19 protein-coding genes are annotated in these 17,375 nt (G+C 69.0%); 9 read left to right on the top strand and 10 right to left on the bottom strand.

What is annotated here, in order from left to right; all coding sequences use genetic code 11:
* Positions 1 to 125 precede the first annotated feature (125 nt).
* On the top strand, positions 126 to 869 hold the full coding sequence (locus WHX56_RS06410; RefSeq protein ID WP_129241392.1) for a sulfite exporter TauE/SafE family protein: 744 nt from the start codon (positions 126 to 128) through the stop codon (positions 867 to 869).
* Positions 870 to 948: 79 nt separating this feature from the next.
* Positions 949 to 1,668: a GntR family transcriptional regulator gene (locus WHX56_RS06405; RefSeq protein ID WP_129241458.1), complete on the top strand. Its 720-nt coding sequence runs from the start codon at positions 949 to 951 to the stop codon at positions 1,666 to 1,668.
* 28 nt (positions 1,669 to 1,696) lie between these two features.
* On the opposite strand, the gene WHX56_RS06400 is transcribed toward WHX56_RS06405, so the two are convergent.
* From WHX56_RS06400 to WHX56_RS06385, 4 genes are all read right to left on the bottom strand, one after another.
* Positions 1,697 to 2,047 (bottom strand): 2Fe-2S iron-sulfur cluster-binding protein, encoded by a 351-nt coding sequence (locus WHX56_RS06400; protein ID WP_287752578.1) that lies wholly within the window; start codon positions 2,045 to 2,047, stop codon positions 1,697 to 1,699.
* Positions 2,044 to 2,370, bottom strand: coding sequence for a ferredoxin (locus WHX56_RS06395; RefSeq protein ID WP_338880780.1), 327 nt, complete (start codon positions 2,368 to 2,370; stop codon positions 2,044 to 2,046). Before WHX56_RS06395 ends, WHX56_RS06400 begins: the two co-directional genes overlap by 4 nt.
* A gap of 5 nt (positions 2,371 to 2,375) precedes the next feature.
* Positions 2,376 to 2,675: a 2Fe-2S iron-sulfur cluster-binding protein gene (locus WHX56_RS06390; RefSeq protein ID WP_129241389.1), complete on the bottom strand. Its 300-nt coding sequence runs from the start codon at positions 2,673 to 2,675 to the stop codon at positions 2,376 to 2,378.
* 71 nt (positions 2,676 to 2,746) lie between these two features.
* Complete coding sequence (locus WHX56_RS06385; protein WP_129241388.1) at positions 2,747 to 3,478, bottom strand: TenA family transcriptional regulator; 732 nt, start codon at positions 3,476 to 3,478, stop codon at positions 2,747 to 2,749.
* Positions 3,479 to 3,704: 226 nt separating this feature from the next.
* On the opposite strand from WHX56_RS06385, the gene WHX56_RS06380 reads away from it, so the two are divergent.
* Entirely contained in the window at positions 3,705 to 3,920 is a 216-nt protein-coding gene (locus tag WHX56_RS06380) for a hypothetical protein (protein WP_129241387.1), read from the top strand.
* Positions 3,921 to 3,970: 50 nt separating this feature from the next.
* Here WHX56_RS06380 and WHX56_RS06375 read toward each other — a convergent pair whose 3' ends face one another.
* The gene (locus tag WHX56_RS06375) at positions 3,971 to 4,363 is read right to left on the bottom strand and encodes a DUF2809 domain-containing protein (RefSeq protein ID WP_338880779.1); all 393 of its coding nucleotides are present in this window, start codon (positions 4,361 to 4,363) and stop codon (positions 3,971 to 3,973) included.
* A gap of 145 nt (positions 4,364 to 4,508) precedes the next feature.
* Here WHX56_RS06375 and WHX56_RS06370 point away from each other — a divergent pair, with 145 nt between their 5' ends.
* The 3 genes from WHX56_RS06370 to WHX56_RS06360 all read left to right on the top strand — a co-directional run bounded on the left by WHX56_RS06370 (position 4,509) and on the right by WHX56_RS06360 (position 7,948).
* Entirely contained in the window at positions 4,509 to 5,744 is a 1,236-nt protein-coding gene (locus WHX56_RS06370) for a molybdopterin-dependent oxidoreductase (RefSeq protein WP_338880778.1), read from the top strand.
* A 10-nt stretch (positions 5,745 to 5,754) separates the two neighbouring features.
* Positions 5,755 to 6,093: a sulfite:cytochrome C oxidoreductase subunit B gene (locus WHX56_RS06365; protein WP_129241384.1), complete on the top strand. Its 339-nt coding sequence runs from the start codon at positions 5,755 to 5,757 to the stop codon at positions 6,091 to 6,093.
* Between the two features lie 163 nt (positions 6,094 to 6,256).
* Positions 6,257 to 7,948: an MFS transporter gene (locus WHX56_RS06360; RefSeq protein WP_338880777.1), complete on the top strand. Its 1,692-nt coding sequence runs from the start codon at positions 6,257 to 6,259 to the stop codon at positions 7,946 to 7,948.
* Here WHX56_RS06360 and WHX56_RS06355 read toward each other — a convergent pair.
* The 3 genes from WHX56_RS06355 to WHX56_RS06345 are packed head-to-tail and all read right to left on the bottom strand — an operon-like array spanning position 7,884 to position 10,891.
* Positions 7,884 to 8,684: a phosphoribosyltransferase gene (locus tag WHX56_RS06355; protein WP_338880776.1), complete on the bottom strand. Its 801-nt coding sequence runs from the start codon at positions 8,682 to 8,684 to the stop codon at positions 7,884 to 7,886. The two genes, WHX56_RS06360 and WHX56_RS06355, sit on opposite strands and share 65 nt — an antisense overlap.
* A complete protein-coding gene (locus WHX56_RS06350) occupies positions 8,681 to 9,889 on the bottom strand; it encodes a M20 aminoacylase family protein (RefSeq protein WP_338880775.1) in 1,209 nt (402 codons plus the stop codon). The genes WHX56_RS06355 and WHX56_RS06350 overlap by 4 nt, the downstream gene beginning before the upstream one ends.
* 18 nt (positions 9,890 to 9,907) lie before the next feature.
* On the bottom strand, positions 9,908 to 10,891 hold the full coding sequence (locus WHX56_RS06345; protein ID WP_129241380.1) for a Bug family tripartite tricarboxylate transporter substrate binding protein: 984 nt from the start codon (positions 10,889 to 10,891) through the stop codon (positions 9,908 to 9,910).
* Positions 10,892 to 11,022: 131 nt separating this feature from the next.
* Between WHX56_RS06345 and WHX56_RS06340 the strand changes: the two genes are divergently transcribed.
* From WHX56_RS06340 to WHX56_RS06330, 3 genes are all read left to right on the top strand, one after another.
* Entirely contained in the window at positions 11,023 to 11,964 is a 942-nt protein-coding gene (locus WHX56_RS06340; RefSeq protein WP_338880774.1) for a LysR family transcriptional regulator, read from the top strand.
* 97 nt (positions 11,965 to 12,061) lie between these two features.
* Complete coding sequence (locus WHX56_RS06335) at positions 12,062 to 13,471, top strand: MFS transporter (RefSeq protein WP_338880773.1); 1,410 nt, start codon at positions 12,062 to 12,064, stop codon at positions 13,469 to 13,471.
* A gap of 169 nt (positions 13,472 to 13,640) precedes the next feature.
* The gene (locus tag WHX56_RS06330; protein ID WP_287752565.1) at positions 13,641 to 15,239 is read left to right on the top strand and encodes a methyl-accepting chemotaxis protein; all 1,599 of its coding nucleotides are present in this window, start codon (positions 13,641 to 13,643) and stop codon (positions 15,237 to 15,239) included.
* A gap of 14 nt (positions 15,240 to 15,253) precedes the next feature.
* Here the strand turns inward: WHX56_RS06330 and WHX56_RS06325 are convergent, their stop codons facing one another.
* Both WHX56_RS06325 and hutI read right to left on the bottom strand, forming a co-directional pair.
* Positions 15,254 to 16,006, bottom strand: a complete 753-nt coding sequence (locus WHX56_RS06325; protein WP_338880772.1) for a carbon-nitrogen hydrolase family protein — start codon at positions 16,004 to 16,006, stop codon at positions 15,254 to 15,256.
* Positions 16,007 to 16,153: 147 nt separating this feature from the next.
* Entirely contained in the window at positions 16,154 to 17,371 is a 1,218-nt protein-coding gene (gene hutI, locus WHX56_RS06320; RefSeq protein WP_129241375.1) for an imidazolonepropionase, read from the bottom strand.
* Positions 17,372 to 17,375 lie beyond the last annotated feature (4 nt).

Genomic DNA, 17,375 nt, shown 5'->3' with positions numbered 1-17,375 from the left:
GATAACTCTAGGAAACCCTTGAATAACATCAAAGAATCAGGGGATTACCCTAGTTTTTCATGCCTTTCGGGAAATTCCGCCGAATCATGGATAGACTACCGTATACATAAAAATCTAATCCAGGCATGACCTCCTCCCTGCCGACTCCCGATCTGATGCAATACGCCACCATGGCCGTCGTCGTGTTCGGCGCGGCGATCGCGCAAGGCGTGGGCGGCGTCGGCTTCGCGATGTTCGCGGCGCCCGTGGCCGCCATGTTCTTTCCCCAACTGGCGCCCGGCCCCCTGCTGACGCTGGGCGGCTGCATTTCCCTGCTGACCGCGCTGCGCGAACGCGCGGCCATCGACTGGCCGGCCGTCTCCTACGCGCTGGCGGGCCGCGCCGTGGGCACGCTGATCGCCATCTACGCCATGACGCGCTTCGCGCCCCAGGCGCTGGGCGTCCTGTTCGCCTGCCTGATCCTCGCGGCCGTCGCGCTCAGCGCGGCCGGCCTGCGCTTTTCCGCGACGCCGGGGCGCGTCTCGGGCGCGGGGGTCGCATCGGGCATCATGGGCACGATGACCTCGGTGGGCGCGCCGCCCATCGCCATCGTGATGCAGCATGCGCCGCCGCCGCGGCTGCGGGCCACGCTGGGCATGGTGCTGTTCCTGGGATCGATTTTCTCGCTTGCCATGCTTGCGCTGGCCAAGCGGTATACGGGTTACCACGCCGGGCTGGCGCTCAGCCTGGCGCCCTTCCTGCTGGCCGGTTTTGCGGTCTCCAACCGGCTGCGCAACCGGCTGCCCCCGCGCGCGGTGCGCGGCGTGCTGCTGGCGGTGTGCGCCCTGGGCGCGCTGGGAGTGCTGGCCAAGGCTTTCTGGGGCGGCTGATGCCTTGCGTCCCGGCCGGCACTCGGCTACACCCGGTAATACAATGGAGACTGTATCCATTACGCCAAACCTGCTCGCCATGACCACGACTCCCGTCAGCCCGCAAGCTGTAGCCACGCAGCATTCCGCTCCGCTGAAGATCGGCGAGCAGCACCCGCAATTGTTCGCCGTCATCCGCGACAAGCTGCGCGAACGCATCCTCAGCGGCGAATTCACGCCCGGCGACCGCCTGGTCGAAGGGCGCCTGTCCGAAGAAATGGGCGTGTCGCGCATCCCGGTGCGCGAGGCGCTGCGCGCGCTGGCGGCCGAAGGGCTGGTCACCATCGAGCCCCGGCGCGGCGCGTCCGTGTCGGTGCTGTCCGACGCGGTGGCCTACGACATGGTGGAAGTGCGCGCCACCCTGGAAGGGCTGAACGCCAAGCTCGCGGCGCAGCGCCGCGACGAAAAGACGGTGGAACGCCTGCAGGCGTTCCTGCGCGAAGGCATGGAAGCCGCCCGCAGCGAACAACTGGACAAGTTCCTGGCCCTGAATTCGCAATTCCACGAAATGCTCGCCACCATCGGCGGCAACGTGGTGCTGACCGACCTGATGCGCTCGCTGCGCGACCGCACCGCGCTGCTGTTCGCCCCCAGCAATATGCGCCGCGCCAAGCAGAACTGGGACGAGCACTCGCAGATTCTGAACGCAGTCATCGCCGGCAACGGCGACCTGGCCGCCCTGCTGGCCAGCCAGCACGTGCACAACGCCGCCAAGGCCTACACCGAGGCGCAACAGGCGCAGCACGCCTCGGTGGCGTGAGCGGCGCCGTCCCGCCCGGCCCCGGCCCTCAGGTTTCGGCCCGCACGGGGTCGGCGGGCGCGCCCACCACCACGCCCTTGCCGTTCTGGATCACCCACGACACCTTGATGTCGCCGTTCACGAAGGTCTGGCACGCCATGCGGTAGCCCGCCTCGAAATCCTCGGGACGCAGATGCTTGCGCTCCTTGGGCTTGATCGCGTCGGTATTTTCCAGCCCCTCTTCGATACGGCATTTGCAGGTGCCGCACAGGCCGCCTCCGCACTTGAACGGAATGCCGCCTTTTTCCCTGAGCGATACGCGCAGCAGGTTGCTGTTCTCGGGCGCCGTGGCGATCTTGCCGCCATTGGAGATGAAAGTGATCTGGACCATGGTGTTCAGTGCTCCGCGGGAACGGCGCCGGGACGCAGCGTCAGGGTCGATTCCATGCTGCCGAAGCGCGTGAGGTGGCCGAGTTCCTTGCGGGCGGCTTCCACCGATTCGAACTTCTCCAGGAACTTGGACGGCACGCGGTTCACCACGTACGGCGGAGTCTCTTCGGTGACGATCAGCTTCGTCTCCCCATGCAGCCGGGCGATGCGGTATTCCGCCAGCGCGCGGCCGTAGAACACGTAGTCGTAGGTTTCGATGATGTCCACTCCGTCGCCGGTTTCCGTGCGAAACACGCCGGGCTTGGAGGTCAGGATTACGTATACCGGGTCCATCGCCGCTATGCCTCCACGTCCTGGGTCAGCTCGATATCGCTGTTGAGCCACAACTGGCAGGCCAGCCGGTAGCCCTGGTCGATGCGGTCGCCCAGTTGCTTCTTTTCCTTCCAGTTCACCGGGGGCAGGTGCTCGGCCCCGGCCAGCACGCGGCAGGCGCACTTGGCGCACTTGCCCATGCCGCATTCGTAGCGCAGGTGCGGATAGGGGAACTGCTTGATGCCGGCCCGCACCACCAGGTTGGTGTTTTCCTTCACCACGTCGGTGTAGGTCTGGCCGCCTTTATGGAATACAACGGTAGGCATGGTTCTCGGATCCAGGGTCTGCGGTCCGGCAGCCGCCCGGCGGCAAGGCCGGGGCGGCGGGCGCCGGAGAATCAGGCGGCGAGGCCCAGCTCGGGCAGCGCGATGTCGTTCTGCACGTAGTCGGTGTAGAGCGCCGTGGTGTACAGCAGCCGCATCTGGGCGCCGATCTCGCAGATCTTCAGGCAGCGCTGCTGCAGCTCCACCGTGTCGGCGTGCTCCAGCACGATCTGGTAGCCGCGTTCGCCGTGGATTTCGTCCGACACGATGTGCAGGTCGAAGAATTCCACTTCCTCGTCGGTGAATCCGTACTTTTCGCGCAGGGTCGGCGTCTGCTTGCGGTAGATGGAAGGCACCTGCGATTCCAGGCCGACCACCAGCCCGGCCACGGCCACGATGGGGTCCTCGCGCATGGCCACGGCGTAGCACCAGCTTTGCAGCGCCCGCGTGGTGGGCGACATATTGTCGGGATCGACCACCCGTTCGCGGGTGGTGCCGCAGGCCTCGGCGAAGCGGATCAGCAGGTCCGTGTGGCGGTCTCCGCCGATCTCTTCCTCATACATATTGGCCAGCAGGAAGTCCTTGGCCTCGGTATAGGTGTCGGGCGTGCGCGCGTACAGATATCCCAGGTAGTCGGCGAAGGGCCCCACGTAGTGGTAGTGGTTCTCGGCCCAGCGCTGCAGGTGCTGGCGGCTGAGCTTGCCTTCGGCCCAGGCAATCGAAAAAGGCGAGGCATTGGCGCTCTTGCCCTTGATCGCGTTTTCCAACGCGGTGCGGAATTCATCTCGGTTCATCAGTTCAGCCATGACGGGCTCCAGGTCCAGTAGGGAGGATTCCAGGCTGCCTTAGCCCGGGCATGTTGAACATTGTATACCGTCTACTGTTTTGGAGTCCTAGGGCAATCCCGGACAAATGGCCGATAAACAGGGACAGTCTTTTCAGATCAAGCACTTGGAGCGCCCCGGGTGGGACTGGCGTTCAAAGGCCATCGCTGGTACACTGAATACACTTTCAATGCAATACGGAAATACCATGAATACCCGCCACCCCCTGGGAGATGCCCCGATCGGCCAGCAACTGCTGACGCACTACGCCCGCCGCGATGCCGTGCGCCATGCCACCCCCTTGTTCCCTTCGTCGTGGTCCGAGTGCTTCGCGCCGTTCCGCACTGCGCGGCTGCAACCGCTGCGCGCGGCAACGCCCGCCCCGCATCGGCACGATGACGCGGCGGCCTGCCAGGCAGGCTGAATAGCGGAAAAAGGCCCAGCCCTTGCGGCCAGGCCCAGGTGCATGCGCGCCTAAGCGGCGCGCAGTCCGGCGCGCCGCCGCTTCCAGGCGGCCAGCGCCAGCACCAGCCCGAACCCCAGCGTATAGGCCAGCATGTCCCACCAGTCGGGCACGCTGCCCAGCACGATCCTCAAGAGCGGCTGCTCCAGCCGCCAGCCGAAATGCCGGGCCAGGTACTGGCCCAGTTCCACCGCGTAACCCGTCAGCAGCGCCGCCATCGCCAGCGGCAGCACGTTCGCCCGGATGAAGCTGCGGTACGCCAGGTACGCCCACCCCACCGCCACCACGTCGCCCACGAACCCCCGCAGTACGGGATAAGGCGCGCCCAGGGTGACGATCAGCGCTTCCAGCACGGTCACGGCCAGCAGCGCGCCGAATGCGCGCCGATTGAAAGTCAGGGTCATCGAATCGGAAAAGTCGGATATTGGAACGGCCAGCGCGGACATTAACGCATTTGTCAGGCCGCGGCGCGTAGCCTCGTCCAGGCAGTGTTCGCACCCAAAAAAACGCCGCGGGCAGGGCGTTCGACAAAAACGAGGAGACGCGAAGATGAGCGCATTCGATACGAATGGGCGCCGGCGCTTCCTGCGCCAGGCCTGTACCCTGGGAGCAACCGGCACGCTGGCCGGCCACGCGCTGACCAGCCTGGCCGCGCCCGCCACCGTCACGCTGCCCTTCGCCAACGGCGAACGCGACCTGATCGCATATCCGCAGAAACGCCCGCTGATCCGGCAGACCTCCCGTCCGCCGCAACTGGAAACGCCGTTCGCGGTCTTCAACGAGAACGTCATCACGCCCAACGACGCCTTCTTCGTGCGTTACCACCTGGGCAATATCCCGACCTCGATCGACCTGGACACCTACCGCATCCGGGTGAGCGGGCTGGTGGACAAACCGCTGGAACTGTCGCTGGCCGACCTGAAACGGCAATTCGGCAAGCCGGTGGAGCTGGTGGCCGTCACCCAATGCTCGGGCAACAGCCGGGGCTTCTTCACGCCGCGGGTGGGCGGCGGGCAATCGGGCAACGGCGCCATGGGCAACGCCCGCTGGGTCGGCATCCCGCTCAAGCGCATTCTTGAACAGGCCGGCCTCCATGCGGGCGCGCGGCAGGTCACGTTCGAAGGCATGGACCGCCCGGTGCTTCCCGGCACGCCTGAATTCATCAAGGCGCTGGACACCGCCCACGCGATGGACGGCGAGGTCATGCTGGCGTATTCCATGAACGGCGCCGACCTGCCCATGCTCAACGGCTACCCCGTGCGCCTGGTCGTGCCCGGGTACTACGGCACCTATTGGGTCAAGCACCTGGCCGACATCAAGGTGCTGGACAAGGAGTTCGACGGCTTCTGGATGCAGAAAGCCTATCGCATCCCCGACAACGATTGCGCCTGTACGCCGCCGGGCAAGGCCCCGGAAAAGACGCGCCCCATCGGCCGCTACAACGTGCGCAGCTTCATCACCAGCCTGGCGGAAGGCACCCGGGTCGCCCGGGGCAAGCCCGTGCAGGTGCGCGGCATCGCCTTCGACGGCGGCAAGGGCATCCGCGAGGTCCAGTTCTCGTCCGACGGCGGCAAGACCTGGCGCGCCGCTTCCCTGGGCAAGGACCTGGGCCGCTATTCCTTCCGCGAATGGCATGCCGACTTCATGCCCAAGAACGCCGGCGACTACGAACTGAAGGTCCGCGCCACCAACATGGCGGGCGACACCCAGCCCCTCGAGCCGCTCTGGAACCCGGCCGGCTACATGCGCAACGTGGTCGAAACCATCCGCGTCACCGCCGCCTGAGGAGCCCGCCATGATCCGCCACTTCCGTCGTTGCGCGCCGGCGCTGCTTGCCCTGGCCGCCGCCTGCCTGGCCCCCGCGGCCCAGGCCCTGGAAATCAAGCTTCCCCAGGAAACCGCCAAGCTACACCCCGGCACCGGCCCCGGCGCCCAGGGCGCGTCCCTGTGCCTGATGTGCCACTCGGTGGACTACGTGTCGTCGCAGCCGCCGATGCCGCTGGGCTTCTGGGACGCCGAGGTCAAGAAAATGGTCGGCACCTACGGCGCCCCCATTCCCGCCGAGCAGGTCCCCCTGATCGTGGAATACCTGAACCAGGCGTACCCGCCCGCGCCGTCCGCCGCCAAGCCGTAGCCAGGACTGGGCGCCCGGCAAGGCCGTCCCGGCCCCGCCGACAGCGGGCCGGGGCGCATCCGCTTGCGTCCTCGGCACGCCCCGCCGCCCATCCGCTTGGCGTACCATTGCCCGACCCAGACAGCCCGCCGCGGCGCCTCCGGGCGCCTCGCATCCCCTCTCCATGCTGCAACCCGTTTCGGCCACGAACGACCTTCCCCCGGACGCGCCGGCCGCCCCCGCCCCCGTCCTGCGGGTAAGCACGCTTTCCCCCTTCGCCTTTCCCGCGTTCCGCATCATCTGGATCGCCAACCTGTTCGCCAACCTGGGCACCTGGGCGCAATCCGTCGCGGCCGCCTGGATCATCACCACCGAGCAAAGCAGCCCGCTGATGGTCGCCATGATCCAGGTGGCCGCCGCCTTCCCCCTGGTGGCGCTGTCCATCCTGACCGGCGTGCTGGCCGACAACTACGACCGGCGCAAGGTCATGCTGACCGGCATGCTGCTGGAACTGGCGGGCGGGGTCTTCATCACCGTGCTCGCCTTCGCCGGGCTGCTGCACCCCATCACGCTGATCGCCTCCGTCTTCTGCATCGCGATCGGCAGCGCCGTGGTCACCCCCGCCTGGCAGGCCGCCGTGGGGGAACAGGTGCCGCGCGCCCACGTCGGCAGCGCGGTGCTGCTGAACAGCGTCAACTTCAACGTGGCGCGCGCCGTGGGGCCGGCCATCGGCGGCCTGCTGCTGGGCGCCATGGGCGCGCCCTGGGTGTTCCTGCTGAACTGCTTCTGCTACGGCAGCCTGATCTGGGCGATCTGGCGCTGGAAGCGCGATCTGCCCGTGCGCCGGCTGCCGCCCGAAGGCATCTTCGAAGGCGTGGTGGCGGCGCTGCGCTACACCCAGCATTCCACCGTGACCCGCGTCGTGATGCTGCGGTCCTTCGCCTTCGGCCTGTCGGCCAGCGCGCTCTGGGCGCTGCTGCCGCTGCTGGCGCACGAACACGAAGGCGGCAGCGCCCTGCTGTACGGCTACATGCTGGGCGCGCTGGGCCTGGGCGCCATCGTCGGCAGCGCCGCGGTGCGGCGGGCGCAGGCGGCCTGGGGCGCCAGCCGCCTGGTCAGCGTCGCCGCCGGGCTGCTGGCCGCCTGCCTGCTGGCCCTGGGCCTGGCCGGCTCCCTGTGGATCGCGTTTCCGGCGCTGCTGCTGTCCGGCGGCTGCTGGATCGGCGTGCTGGCCACCTACAACACCACCGTCCAGATGCTGGTGCCCGACTGGGTCAAGGCGCGCGCGCTGGCGCTGTACCAGACAGCCATCTTCGGCGGCCTGGCGGCCGGCTCGTTCATGTGGGGCCACTTCGCCGGCACCATGGGCGTCTCGGGCGCGCTGGCCGCCGCCGGCATCATGCTGGGCATCACCGTGGCGCTCCTGTACCGTTCGCGCCTGCCCGAACACGTGGACACGCAATCCCTGGCGCGCGCCGACAGCGCCGAACCCGCGCTGGCCGCGGCGGGCTTCAATACGCAGCACGGCGCCGTGCTGGTCGCGGTGGAATACCAGATCGAGCGGGACAAGCTGTCCGCGCTGATCCAGGCCGCCCATCCCCTGCGCCTCCTGCGGCTGCGCAACGGCGCGCAGCAGTGGCAGCTATTCCGCGACCTGGAGCGCGAAGGGGTCTGGCGCGAAGTCTTCCTGGTGGAAAGCTGGATGCAGTACCTGCGGATGATCGACCGCATGACGCTGGCCGACAAGATGGTGCTGGACAAGGTGCACGCGCTGCACGCCGGCGGCAAGCCGCCGGTGGTGTCGCGCAACGTCAGCTATCTGGCGATGAACGAAGCGCAGGGCTTTTCCCTGCGCCGGGACCCGGAATCCCTGTAGGCCAGGCCTTCTCCGGCGCCCACCCGCCCGGCACCCGGCGCATGCGCGGGGACTCGAACGCGCAGGCCACGGGTATCGGCGCGCCGTTCCCGTCCACCAGGCGCGCGCGCCAGCGCTCGCCCTGGCACATGGCCACGACGATGCCCGCCACCTCGGCGCCGCAGCGGGCAAGCAGTTCCAGCGCGGACACCATCGTCTGCCCGGTGCTGACGGCATCATCCACCACCAGCACCCGGCGGCCCGCCAGGCTGCCCGCCAGATTGGGGTCCACATACAGCAGCTTGCCGGCGTCCGGCGTGGTCAGCGAGCGCACCGGCACGGCCAGGCGCTCGTCGTACCAATACTTGCGCGAATAGCCGAACGGCACATAGCGTTTGAACCCGAGCCCGCGCGCCACCATCGGCGCGAAAGCCAGGCCCAGCGTGGGCAGGCCCACCACCATTTCGGCGCCGAAGGCGCGCGCGCGCTCGGCCATGAAGCCCGCCAGCGCGTCGGCCACGTCCAGGCTCGCCTGGTTGGCGATCAACGACGCCACGCAGCGCTCGGGGTCGCCGGGCACGCCGCGCAGCGGCAGCACCAGATAGCGGCCGTCCGGCAGCCGCGCGGGATAGCCGCGGACATAGGGCGGATCCAGGGGCAGGGACAGCGCGTCGGCGCCCACGATCTCCTGCCAATAGTCGGTCGTGGCGTCGAACGCCGGCGCGCCGGCGGGGGTCGGATCGTGGGTAGCGGTCATGCGTCGCGGGAGGAACGGCCGCCGGCGGCCAGATAGGCTTCCGCCAGCGTCACCCAGTAGCTGGCCGTGACCGGCAGGATATCGTCGTTGAAATCGTAGTCTGGGTTGTGGACCATGCAGCCGCCTTCGCCCTCGCCGTTGCCGACGATGAAATAACTGCCGGGCACCGCCTCCAGCATGAAGGCGAAGTCGTCGCTGGCCTGCAAGGGCTCCAGGTCGGGGATGAGCAGGCCTTCGCCCAGCCAGTCGCGCGCCACGGCCGCCGCGAACTGCGTGGCGCCGCGGTCGTTGACCACGGGCGGGTAGCGCCAGCGGTAGTCCACCTCGACGGTGGCGCGGTGCACGGCCGCCTGGGCGGTGGCGATCGCGGTGATGCGTTCGCGCAGGAGCGCGCGCGTCTCGGGGCGGCGCGCCCGCACCGTCAGGCGCAGCTCCACCGACTTCGGGATCACATTGGGCGCGTCGCCCCCGTGGATGGCGCCGATGGTCACCACCGCCATGTCGTTGGGATCGATCTCCCGCGACACGATGGTCTGCAAGGCCAGCACGATGCTGGCCGCGGCCACGATGGGGTCCACCGCCACGTGCGGCATGGCGCCATGGCCGCCGACGCCGCCGACCGTCAGCACCACCGTATCGGACGAGCTGTACATCACGCCGGAACGGAAGCCGAAATGGCCCGCCGGATAGCCGGGTTCGTTGTGGAACGCGTAGACCGCGTCGCAGGGGAAGCGCTCGAACAGGCCGTCGGCGATCATCTTCTGCGCGCCGCCATGGCCTTCCTCGGCCGGCTGGAAAATCAGGTGCAGCGTGCCGTCGAAGCGGCCGCGCTCGGCCAGGGCGCGGGCGGCGGCCAGCAGGGTGGCGGTATGCCCGTCATGGCCGCAGGCGTGCATTTTCCCGGGGTTGCGGCTGGCGTGGGGCAGGCCGGTGGTCTCGTGGATGGGCAGGGCGTCCATGTCCGCCCGCAGGCCCAGCCGGCGCGTGCCGGCGCCCCGCCGCAAGGTGCCCACCACGCCGGTCGCGCCCAGGCCGCGGTGCACCTCGTAGCCCCATTCCGCCAGCCGCTGCGCCACCAGGTCGCCGGTGGCGATCTCCTCGTAGGCCAGTTCGGGATTGGCGTGGATGCGGTGGCGCAGGGCCACCATCTCGTCCTGGATGGCCTGGATTTCGGGCAGCACGGGGCCGCGAGCGGGAAGGTTCATGGCGTGGTCGTCCTTGTCTTATTCCTGCTGGATGTCGGCGCTCTTGACGATGTGGGCGTACAGGGCCTTTTCCTTCTTCAGGAACCCGGCGAAATCCTGCGGCGTCCCCTGGCCGGCGATGGCGCCGCCTTCGGCCAGGCGCTTTCGCACCTCGTCCATCTTCAGCACGGCGTTCAGTTCCTGGTTCAAGCGCCGCACCACGGCGGGATCCGTGCCCGCCGGCGCGAACACGCCGGTCCAGGTATTCAGTTCGAAGCCCTTGAGCGCCGGCGTTTCGCCGAACGCCTGCACGTCCGGCAGCGTATCGACGCGGCCCGCCGAGGTCACGCCCAGCGCGCGCAGTTTCTTTTGCTGCACCAGCGGCGTGGCGCTGGTGGTCACCAGCAGGCCCAGGTCCACCTGGCCGCCCATGACGTCGTTGGTGATCTGCGCGCCGCCGCGGTAGGGCACGTGCACCAGCTTGACCTTGGCCTGGTCCTGCATCACTTCCATCGCCAGGTGCAGCACGGTGCCCACGCCCGACGAGGCGTAGGTCAGCGTGTCGGGCTTCTCGCGGGCCAGCGCGATGAGTTCGCCCATGTCTTTTACCGGCAGGCCCGGGCGGGCCAGCAGCACGACGGGCGCGGTGGTCACCAGGGCGATCGGCGCCAGGTCGGTCTCGGCGTCGTACTTCACCGCGGAATTGATCAGCCGCGCCACGCTGACCGGGCCGTCGAAGCCCATCACCAGCGTATAGCCGTCGGGCTTGGCGTGCACGGCCTTGGCCACGCCCAGCACCCCGCCGGCGCCCGCCACGTTGTCCACGATGACGGATTGCTTCAGCCGGTCCGCCAGTTTCTGCGCCACCAGCCGGGCCGTGGTGTCGACGTTGCCGCCGGGGCTGAACGGCACGATCAGGGTCAGCGGCCTGGCCTCGGGCCAGGCGGGATCGGCGGCGGCGGCCGGGGCGATGCACAGCGCGGCCGCCAGCGCGGACACGGACAGGAACAGACGTTTGAACATGGCGGGAACGGTCGGAACGGACGAAGCGCGCGCGCAAGGCGCGCGGCGCGGAGGAGGGCGACGGCGCCATCCTACCCAGATCCCGGTAATAACTGAAATGTTATATTTTTATAGATTCATCAGGTAAATCTATGACCAAGTGCCCCCCGCCGGACAGCCCGCCCGTCCCGGCGCGCCAGCCCACGCTGCGGCAGTTGCGCGGCTTCAAGGAAGTGGCCCGCCACGCCAGTTTCAGCCGCGCCGCCCAGGCGCTGGCGCTGAGCCAGCCCGCCCTGTCCGCCGCCATCCGCGAACTGGAGGCGCTGATGGGCGTGGCGCTGTTCGAGCGCAGCACCCACCACGTGCGGCTGACGCCGGCCGGCCTGGCCGCCCGCGCCCAGATCGAGTGGCTGCTCAACAGCTACACCCAGGGCGCCGAAGACCTGCGGCGCCTGCTGGACACCCAGGCCGCCACGGTGCGCATCGGCTGCATCCCGTCCACCATGCATTTGCTGGCCCCCGTGGTGGCCCAGTGGCGCCTGCGGCATCCGGACGTCGCGCTGATCCTCAGCGACCACCTGAACGACGAACTGATGGCCGCGCTGGGCAATGGCGAACTGGACATCGGACTGGGCCTGGACTTCGGCCTCACGCCCGGCCTGGCCGCCGCCTTCGTGGCCGAAGACGAACTGGTGGCCGTGCTGGCCGACACGCACCGCCTTTCGCGGCGCCAGGCGCTGACCTGGCAGGACCTCAACGCGGAGCCGCTAGCCGTGCTGTCGCGCGGCAGCACCTACGAAATGATCGTCTCCACCCTGCGCCAGCAGGGGTCGGACCTGGCCGCGACCGACACCTTGAACTACACCGATACGCTCTACAGCCTGGTGCGCGCCGGCCTGCGCGTGGGGCTGATCTCGCGGCTGTACACGCAGGGCCAGCGCCAGGACGGCCTGGCCATCGTGCCCTTGCGGCGCCCGCGGCTCACGCGGCGCATCTGCCTGATGGCGCGCGCCCCGGAGCAGCAGGCCCGCGCGGCGGTCCGGCGCTGCTACGCCGAACTGGCCGAACGGCTGCGCGTCCACAACGTGGAATAGGCGGACGGCGCCCGCGGGGCCGCCCCGCCCGTGCCGTAGAATCGACGGTCACGATTCCCGGTCCGCAACCCGGACGCCTCGCGAGGCGGCCTGACACATGCTCACGTTCTCCCACCATACCGTTTATCCGGCCGGCGTCGGCCTGCCGGCATCGGAACGCCTGGGCGCGCTCCTGGCCGTCATGCTGGCGCTGTGCATGGCCAGCCTGGACACCGCCATCGCCAACACGGCGCTGCCCACCATCGCCCGCGACCTGCGGGCCGACGACGCGGCATCCATCTGGGTCATCAGCGGCTATCAACTGGCCATGGTGGCGGGCCTGCTGCCGGCCGCGGCGCTGGGCGAGATCCTGGGCCACCGCCGCGTCTATATCGTGGGGCTGGCCATATACACCGTGTCGTCGCTGACCAGCGGCCTGGCGCCGTCGCTGCCCACCCTGGTCGCGTCGCGGATCCTGCAGGGCCTGGGCGCGGCCGGCGTCATGAGCGTCAACGGCGCGCTGCTGCGCTTCATCTACCCCTCGCACCTGCTGGGCCGCGGACTGGGCCTGAACGCCATGGTGGTGGGCCTGTCCTTCGCGGCCGGCCCCACCGTCGCGTCGACCATCCTCCTGCTGGGGAACTGGCACTGGCTGTTCCTGATGAATGTGCCCGTCGGCACGCTCTGCGCGGTGCTGGCCCTGCGCGGCCTGCCCCAAACCACCCGCGCGCGGCATGGCTTCGACGGCGTGGCCGCGGCGCTGTGCGCGCTGACGCTGGGCATGTTCGTGCTGGGAACGAACGAGCTTGCCCACCGCGCCCCCCTGCCGCGCGTGGCGCTGGAATGGGGGATCGCCGCGGCCAGCCTGTTCCTGCTGATGCGGCGGCAGGCGGGCCACCCCGCCCCCATCCTGGCCGTCGACCTGCTGCGCCGCCCCCTGTTCGCCCTGTCCGCCGCCACGGCCATCTGCGCGTTCGCGGCCCAGGCGCTGGCGTTCGTGTCCTTGCCCTTCCTGCTGCAGACCACGCTGGGCTACACCCAGGTCGAGACGGGCTTCCTGATCACGCCCTGGCCCGTTGTGGTGGCCTTCATGGCGCCCATCGCGGGGCGCCTGTCCGACCGCTATCCCGCGGGCGCGCTGGGCGGCGTGGGCCTGGCGCTCATGGCGCTGGGCATGGCGCTGCTGGCGCTGATGCCGGCCGACCCGCCCATCTGGGACATCGCCTGGCGCATGGCCGTGTGCGGCGCCGGCTTCGGCTTCTTCCAGTCGCCCAACCTGCGCGCCATCATGATGTCGGCGCCGCCCTCTCGCGCGGGCGGCGCCAGCGGCATGATCGGAACCGTGCGCCTGCTGGGGCAGGCCTCGGGCGCGGCCATGGTGGCCGCCTGTTTCAACGTGTCCAGCACGCAGGGCGCCGTCGCCGCGCTGTGGCTGGGCGGCCTGTGCGCCGCGCTGGCCTGCGCCGCCAGTTTCTCGCGGCTGCGCTTCGACGCCTCGGAACCCGTGCAGGCGCCATCGGCGCGGTAGGTCCGGGCCACGCCGAGGCCTCTACCCAGGCGCAACAATGTTGCGTTATTTCCCCGTACTCCAGCATCAAACCGATATATTCGTAAGTTGTGCAACAGCGCCTAAATATCGTTGGCGCCGCGCCGTTGTTGTCGTTGCAGCCCCCTCGCTGCACCAGGGAACGACACGCATGAAACAGTTATTGAAAGACATCACCATCCGCCGCATGATCCTGTGCACCCTGCTCATGGTCAGCGCCTTGCTCGCCGGCCTGTCGGCCATCAGCGTCAATGGCTTGAACAGCGCGGGCCAGGCGCTCGCAGCCAGCAGCGAACTCCTGAACGAAGTGTCCGCCCTGTCCCGGGTCAACGATCAGATCATGCGCGCGCGCCTGCGCCTGTCCCGCCAACTGGAATATGCCGGCCTGGGCCAGGCCGCCCAGGCGGCCGAGGAAGGGCGCAGCGTCGACGCCGCGCTGGACCAGGCCAGGAAGCAGCAGGCCGTTTTTGTGGAACGGGCCAGGAAAGACATCCCGGCGGCCATCCTGGATCCCATGCAGGCCGGCTTCGACGCCCTGGTCAACGGCGGCATCGCGGTGCAGCGCCAGCATCTGGAAGCCGGCGACATCGAACAGGCCCGCAAGCATGCGGCCGGCGCCGTGGTCACGGCCAGCCGCGCCTTCGGCAAGGGCATCGAAGCCTACGAAGCCTACGCCAAGGAACGCGAAACGCAATTGATGCAGGACGCCAGCGCCAAACGCCAGCGTGCCTATACCGGCATGGGCATCGTGCTGGGCGTCTGCCTGCTGCTGCTCGTGCTCGGCGACCGCTACGTGGCGGCTTTCGTCAAACGGCCGCTGGACGACATCAAGAACCACTTCCGGCGCATCGCCGGCGGCGACCTGACCACGCCCATTCCGCCCTTTGGCCGCAATTGCGTCGGCCAGATCATCCCGTACCTGCAAGACATGCAGGACAGCCTGGTGCGCACCGTGCACACCGTGCGCGACGGCGTCGTCGAAATCAACACGGGCTCCAGCGAAATCGCCGCCGGCAACCAGGACCTGTCCAGCCGCACCGAGCAGCAGGCGGCCTCGCTGGAGGAAACCGCCGCCAGCATGGAAGAATTGTTGTCCACCGTGACCAGCAACGCCGAGAACGCGCGCCAGGCCAACCGCATGGCCGCGGCGGCGAGCGAAGTGGTGCAGCGCGGCGGGCAGGCGGTGCAGCAGGCCGTGCGCACCATGCGCGAAATCGCCGAAGACTCGGGCCGCATCGAGGACATCGTCAGCGTCATCGACGGCATCGCCTTCCAGACGAACATTCTTGCGCTGAACGCGGCCGTGGAGGCAGCGCGCGCGGGCGAGGAAGGCAAGGGCTTTGCGGTGGTGGCGGCCGAAGTGCGGTCGCTGGCGCAGCGCAGCGCGGGCGCGGCCAAGGAAATCAAGCAGTTGCTGGATGCCTCCGGCGCCACGGTGCAGGCCGGGTCGGCGCAGGTGGAAGACGCGGGACGCACGATGGAAGAGATTCTCCAGACCATCGAACGCCTGACCGTGCTGGTCAACGACATCGCCACCGCCTCGCATGAACAGGTGACCGGCATCGGCCAGGTCAACACGGCCGTGACGCAGATGGACAATGTGACGCAGCAGAACGCGGCGCTGGTCGAAGAAGCCGCGGCGGCCGCGTCCTCGCTCGAAGCCCAGGCGCAGCGCCTGCAAAGCGCGGTCAGCGCGTTCCGGCTGCCCCCGCTGATCCGCCATGAGCCGCGCGCGGCGATAACCGCCTGAAGCCGGTGCCCCTGCTACTCGCGCACGTAGCAGGGGTATTGCGATTGCTGTGCCCGCGATCGGGCGGGATCCACCTCGATCGCCACGATGGATTCGGTATCCGTGGACCCCGCCAGCGGTTCGCCGTCCGGCTGGAAGGCGAACGCGCGGCCGCCGAACACCTGCCCGTCCGCCGTACGTCCGGCGCGATTCGAGCTGACCACATAGCAGCCGGACACCAGCGCGGCCATGGCGCCGGCCGTCATCCAGCGCCCGATCGACGCGCCGCTGGCGCGCGGCGCCACGATCAGCTCCGCGCCGTCCCGCCCGTAGCGCCGCGAGCGCTCGTTGAACATCAGCTCGGTGCATAGCTGCACGCCCAGGCGGATGCCGCCCACTTCGAACACTTCGAAACCGGGCATGGCCGGCTGGAACCACGACGCTTCATAAAAGCCGGGTTCCTGCGGGAAGTATTGCTTGTGGTGCAGCGGCGTGTAGCGGCCGTCCCGCAAGGCGAAGGCCTCGTTGGCCAGGCGTTCGCCGGCCGGCACCGGCCGCGAAGACACGATGGCCGGCAATTCGAGCGCGGCCAGCGCTGCAAGCCCTTCTTCATGGATGCGCACCGACGCCGCGGCGCGGTCCGCATCGTAGACCGGGCTCGCCGCCAGCCAGGGACCGAACGGCATTTCGTTGGTCACCAGCAGGTCCGGGGCAAGTTCGCCGATGCGGTCGGCCATCCCCTCCCAGGTCGCGCCCCGGGGCTCCAGGTCCACCGGACCTTCCATCATGCAAATCCGCATGCGTTTTCCTTCCACGATGTGCCTGCCCGGCATCGGGCACGCTGCCGCGACATCGTAAAGCGCCGCCGCCCGCTCCGGTGCGCGAAAACGGTATCCGGTCCTTTTCGGACGCATATCGGTCCGGATCCGCCGCCCTCAATCCAGCGGCATCGCGCCCACTTCCCCGGCGTGCCGGATGACGCGCTTGGGAATGTCTCCGCCTATCCAATAGGCCAGTTCGGACGGGTGGCCGATGTCCCAGGCCACAAAGTCCGCGACCCGGCCGGCCGCCAGCTCGCCGTGCGTCGCCTGCAGCCCCAACGCCCGCGCCGCGTGCACGGTCGCGCCGGCCAGCGCTTCCTCGGGCGTCATCCGGAACAGGGTGCAGGCCATGCTGAGCATCAACCGCAGGGACAGCGCGGGCGACGTGCCCGGGTTCAGATCGCTGGAAATGGCGATCGGCACGCCATGCCGGCGCAATAGCTCAAGCGGGGGCAACCGGGTTTCGCGCAGCGCGTAGAAAGCGCCCGGCAACAGCACCGCGACCGTGCCGGCCCCGGCCATCGCCAGCACATCGCCTTCGGTCGCATGTTCCAGGTGGTCCGCGGACAGCGCGCCATAGCCCGCCGCCAGCGTTGCGCCATGCAGCGAAGATAGCTGTTCGGCATGCAGCTTGACCGGCAGGCCCAGGTGCCGGGCGGCCTGGAACACGCGGTCGACCTGCCCGGGCGAGAACGCCAGGTGTTCGCAGAACGCGTCCACGGCGTCGACCAGGCCCTCGGCCGCCAGCACCGGCAGAATGCGCCGCGCGACTTCGTCGATATAGTCGTCCGCGCGCCCGGCGAATTCGGGCGGCAGCGCGTGCGCCGCCAGGCAGGTGGCCTGGACCGTCAGGGGCAGGGTCTGCCCCAGGCGCCTGGCCACCCGCAGCATCTTGCGTTCATTCGGCAAATCCAGCCCGTAGCCCGACTTGACCTCCAGCGTGGTCACGCCGTCGCGCAGCAGATGCAGGGCCCGCCGGCGCGCGCTGGCGTAGAGTTCGCCCTCGGTGGCGGCCCGCGTGGCGCGCACGGTGCTGGCGATGCCTCCGCCTTGCGCGGCGATGCTGGCGTAATCCACGCCTTGCAGCCGCTGCTCGAATTCCCGGCTGCGGTTGCCGCCGAACACCAGGTGGGTATGGCAGTCGATCAGCCCGGGCGTGACCCAGGCCCCGCGCAAGTCATGGACCGGAGCGCCGTCGGCGCGCGGCAGCGCGTCTTCGGGGCCGATCCACTCAATGCTTTTCCCGCGCGTCAGGATGGCGGCGCGCTCGATCGCCGCATACTTGCCCCCCGCCATCGTGGCCGCGTGGCAGTTGCGCCAGACCTGTCTCATCCGC

Source organism: Achromobacter veterisilvae (assembly GCF_037619525.1).
Lineage (GTDB): Bacteria > Pseudomonadota > Gammaproteobacteria > Burkholderiales > Burkholderiaceae_B > Achromobacter > Achromobacter veterisilvae.
This window is presented reverse-complemented; position numbering and strand designations above follow the sequence as displayed.

Coding starts and splice junctions, on each gene's coding strand:
- WHX56_RS06410 (WP_129241392.1), top strand. CDS start 126: ATGACCTCCTCCCTGCCGACTCCCGATCTGATGCAATACGCCACCATG.
- WHX56_RS06405 (WP_129241458.1), top strand. CDS start 949: ATGACCACGACTCCCGTCAGCCCGCAAGCTGTAGCCACGCAGCATTCC.
- WHX56_RS06395 (WP_338880780.1), bottom strand. CDS start 2,370: ATGGACCCGGTATACGTAATCCTGACCTCCAAGCCCGGCGTGTTTCGC.
- WHX56_RS06390 (WP_129241389.1), bottom strand. CDS start 2,675: ATGCCTACCGTTGTATTCCATAAAGGCGGCCAGACCTACACCGACGTG.
- WHX56_RS06385 (WP_129241388.1), bottom strand. CDS start 3,478: ATGGCTGAACTGATGAACCGAGATGAATTCCGCACCGCGTTGGAAAAC.
- WHX56_RS06380 (WP_129241387.1), top strand. CDS start 3,705: ATGAATACCCGCCACCCCCTGGGAGATGCCCCGATCGGCCAGCAACTG.
- WHX56_RS06375 (WP_338880779.1), bottom strand. CDS start 4,363: ATGACCCTGACTTTCAATCGGCGCGCATTCGGCGCGCTGCTGGCCGTG.
- WHX56_RS06370 (WP_338880778.1), top strand. CDS start 4,509: ATGAGCGCATTCGATACGAATGGGCGCCGGCGCTTCCTGCGCCAGGCC.
- WHX56_RS06365 (WP_129241384.1), top strand. CDS start 5,755: ATGATCCGCCACTTCCGTCGTTGCGCGCCGGCGCTGCTTGCCCTGGCC.
- WHX56_RS06360 (WP_338880777.1), top strand. CDS start 6,257: ATGCTGCAACCCGTTTCGGCCACGAACGACCTTCCCCCGGACGCGCCG.
- WHX56_RS06355 (WP_338880776.1), bottom strand. CDS start 8,684: ATGACCGCTACCCACGATCCGACCCCCGCCGGCGCGCCGGCGTTCGAC.
- WHX56_RS06350 (WP_338880775.1), bottom strand. CDS start 9,889: ATGAACCTTCCCGCTCGCGGCCCCGTGCTGCCCGAAATCCAGGCCATC.
- WHX56_RS06345 (WP_129241380.1), bottom strand. CDS start 10,891: ATGTTCAAACGTCTGTTCCTGTCCGTGTCCGCGCTGGCGGCCGCGCTG.
- WHX56_RS06340 (WP_338880774.1), top strand. CDS start 11,023: ATGACCAAGTGCCCCCCGCCGGACAGCCCGCCCGTCCCGGCGCGCCAG.
- WHX56_RS06335 (WP_338880773.1), top strand. CDS start 12,062: ATGCTCACGTTCTCCCACCATACCGTTTATCCGGCCGGCGTCGGCCTG.
- WHX56_RS06330 (WP_287752565.1), top strand. CDS start 13,641: ATGAAACAGTTATTGAAAGACATCACCATCCGCCGCATGATCCTGTGC.
- WHX56_RS06325 (WP_338880772.1), bottom strand. CDS start 16,006: ATGATGGAAGGTCCGGTGGACCTGGAGCCCCGGGGCGCGACCTGGGAG.
- hutI (WP_129241375.1), bottom strand. CDS start 17,371: ATGAGACAGGTCTGGCGCAACTGCCACGCGGCCACGATGGCGGGGGGC.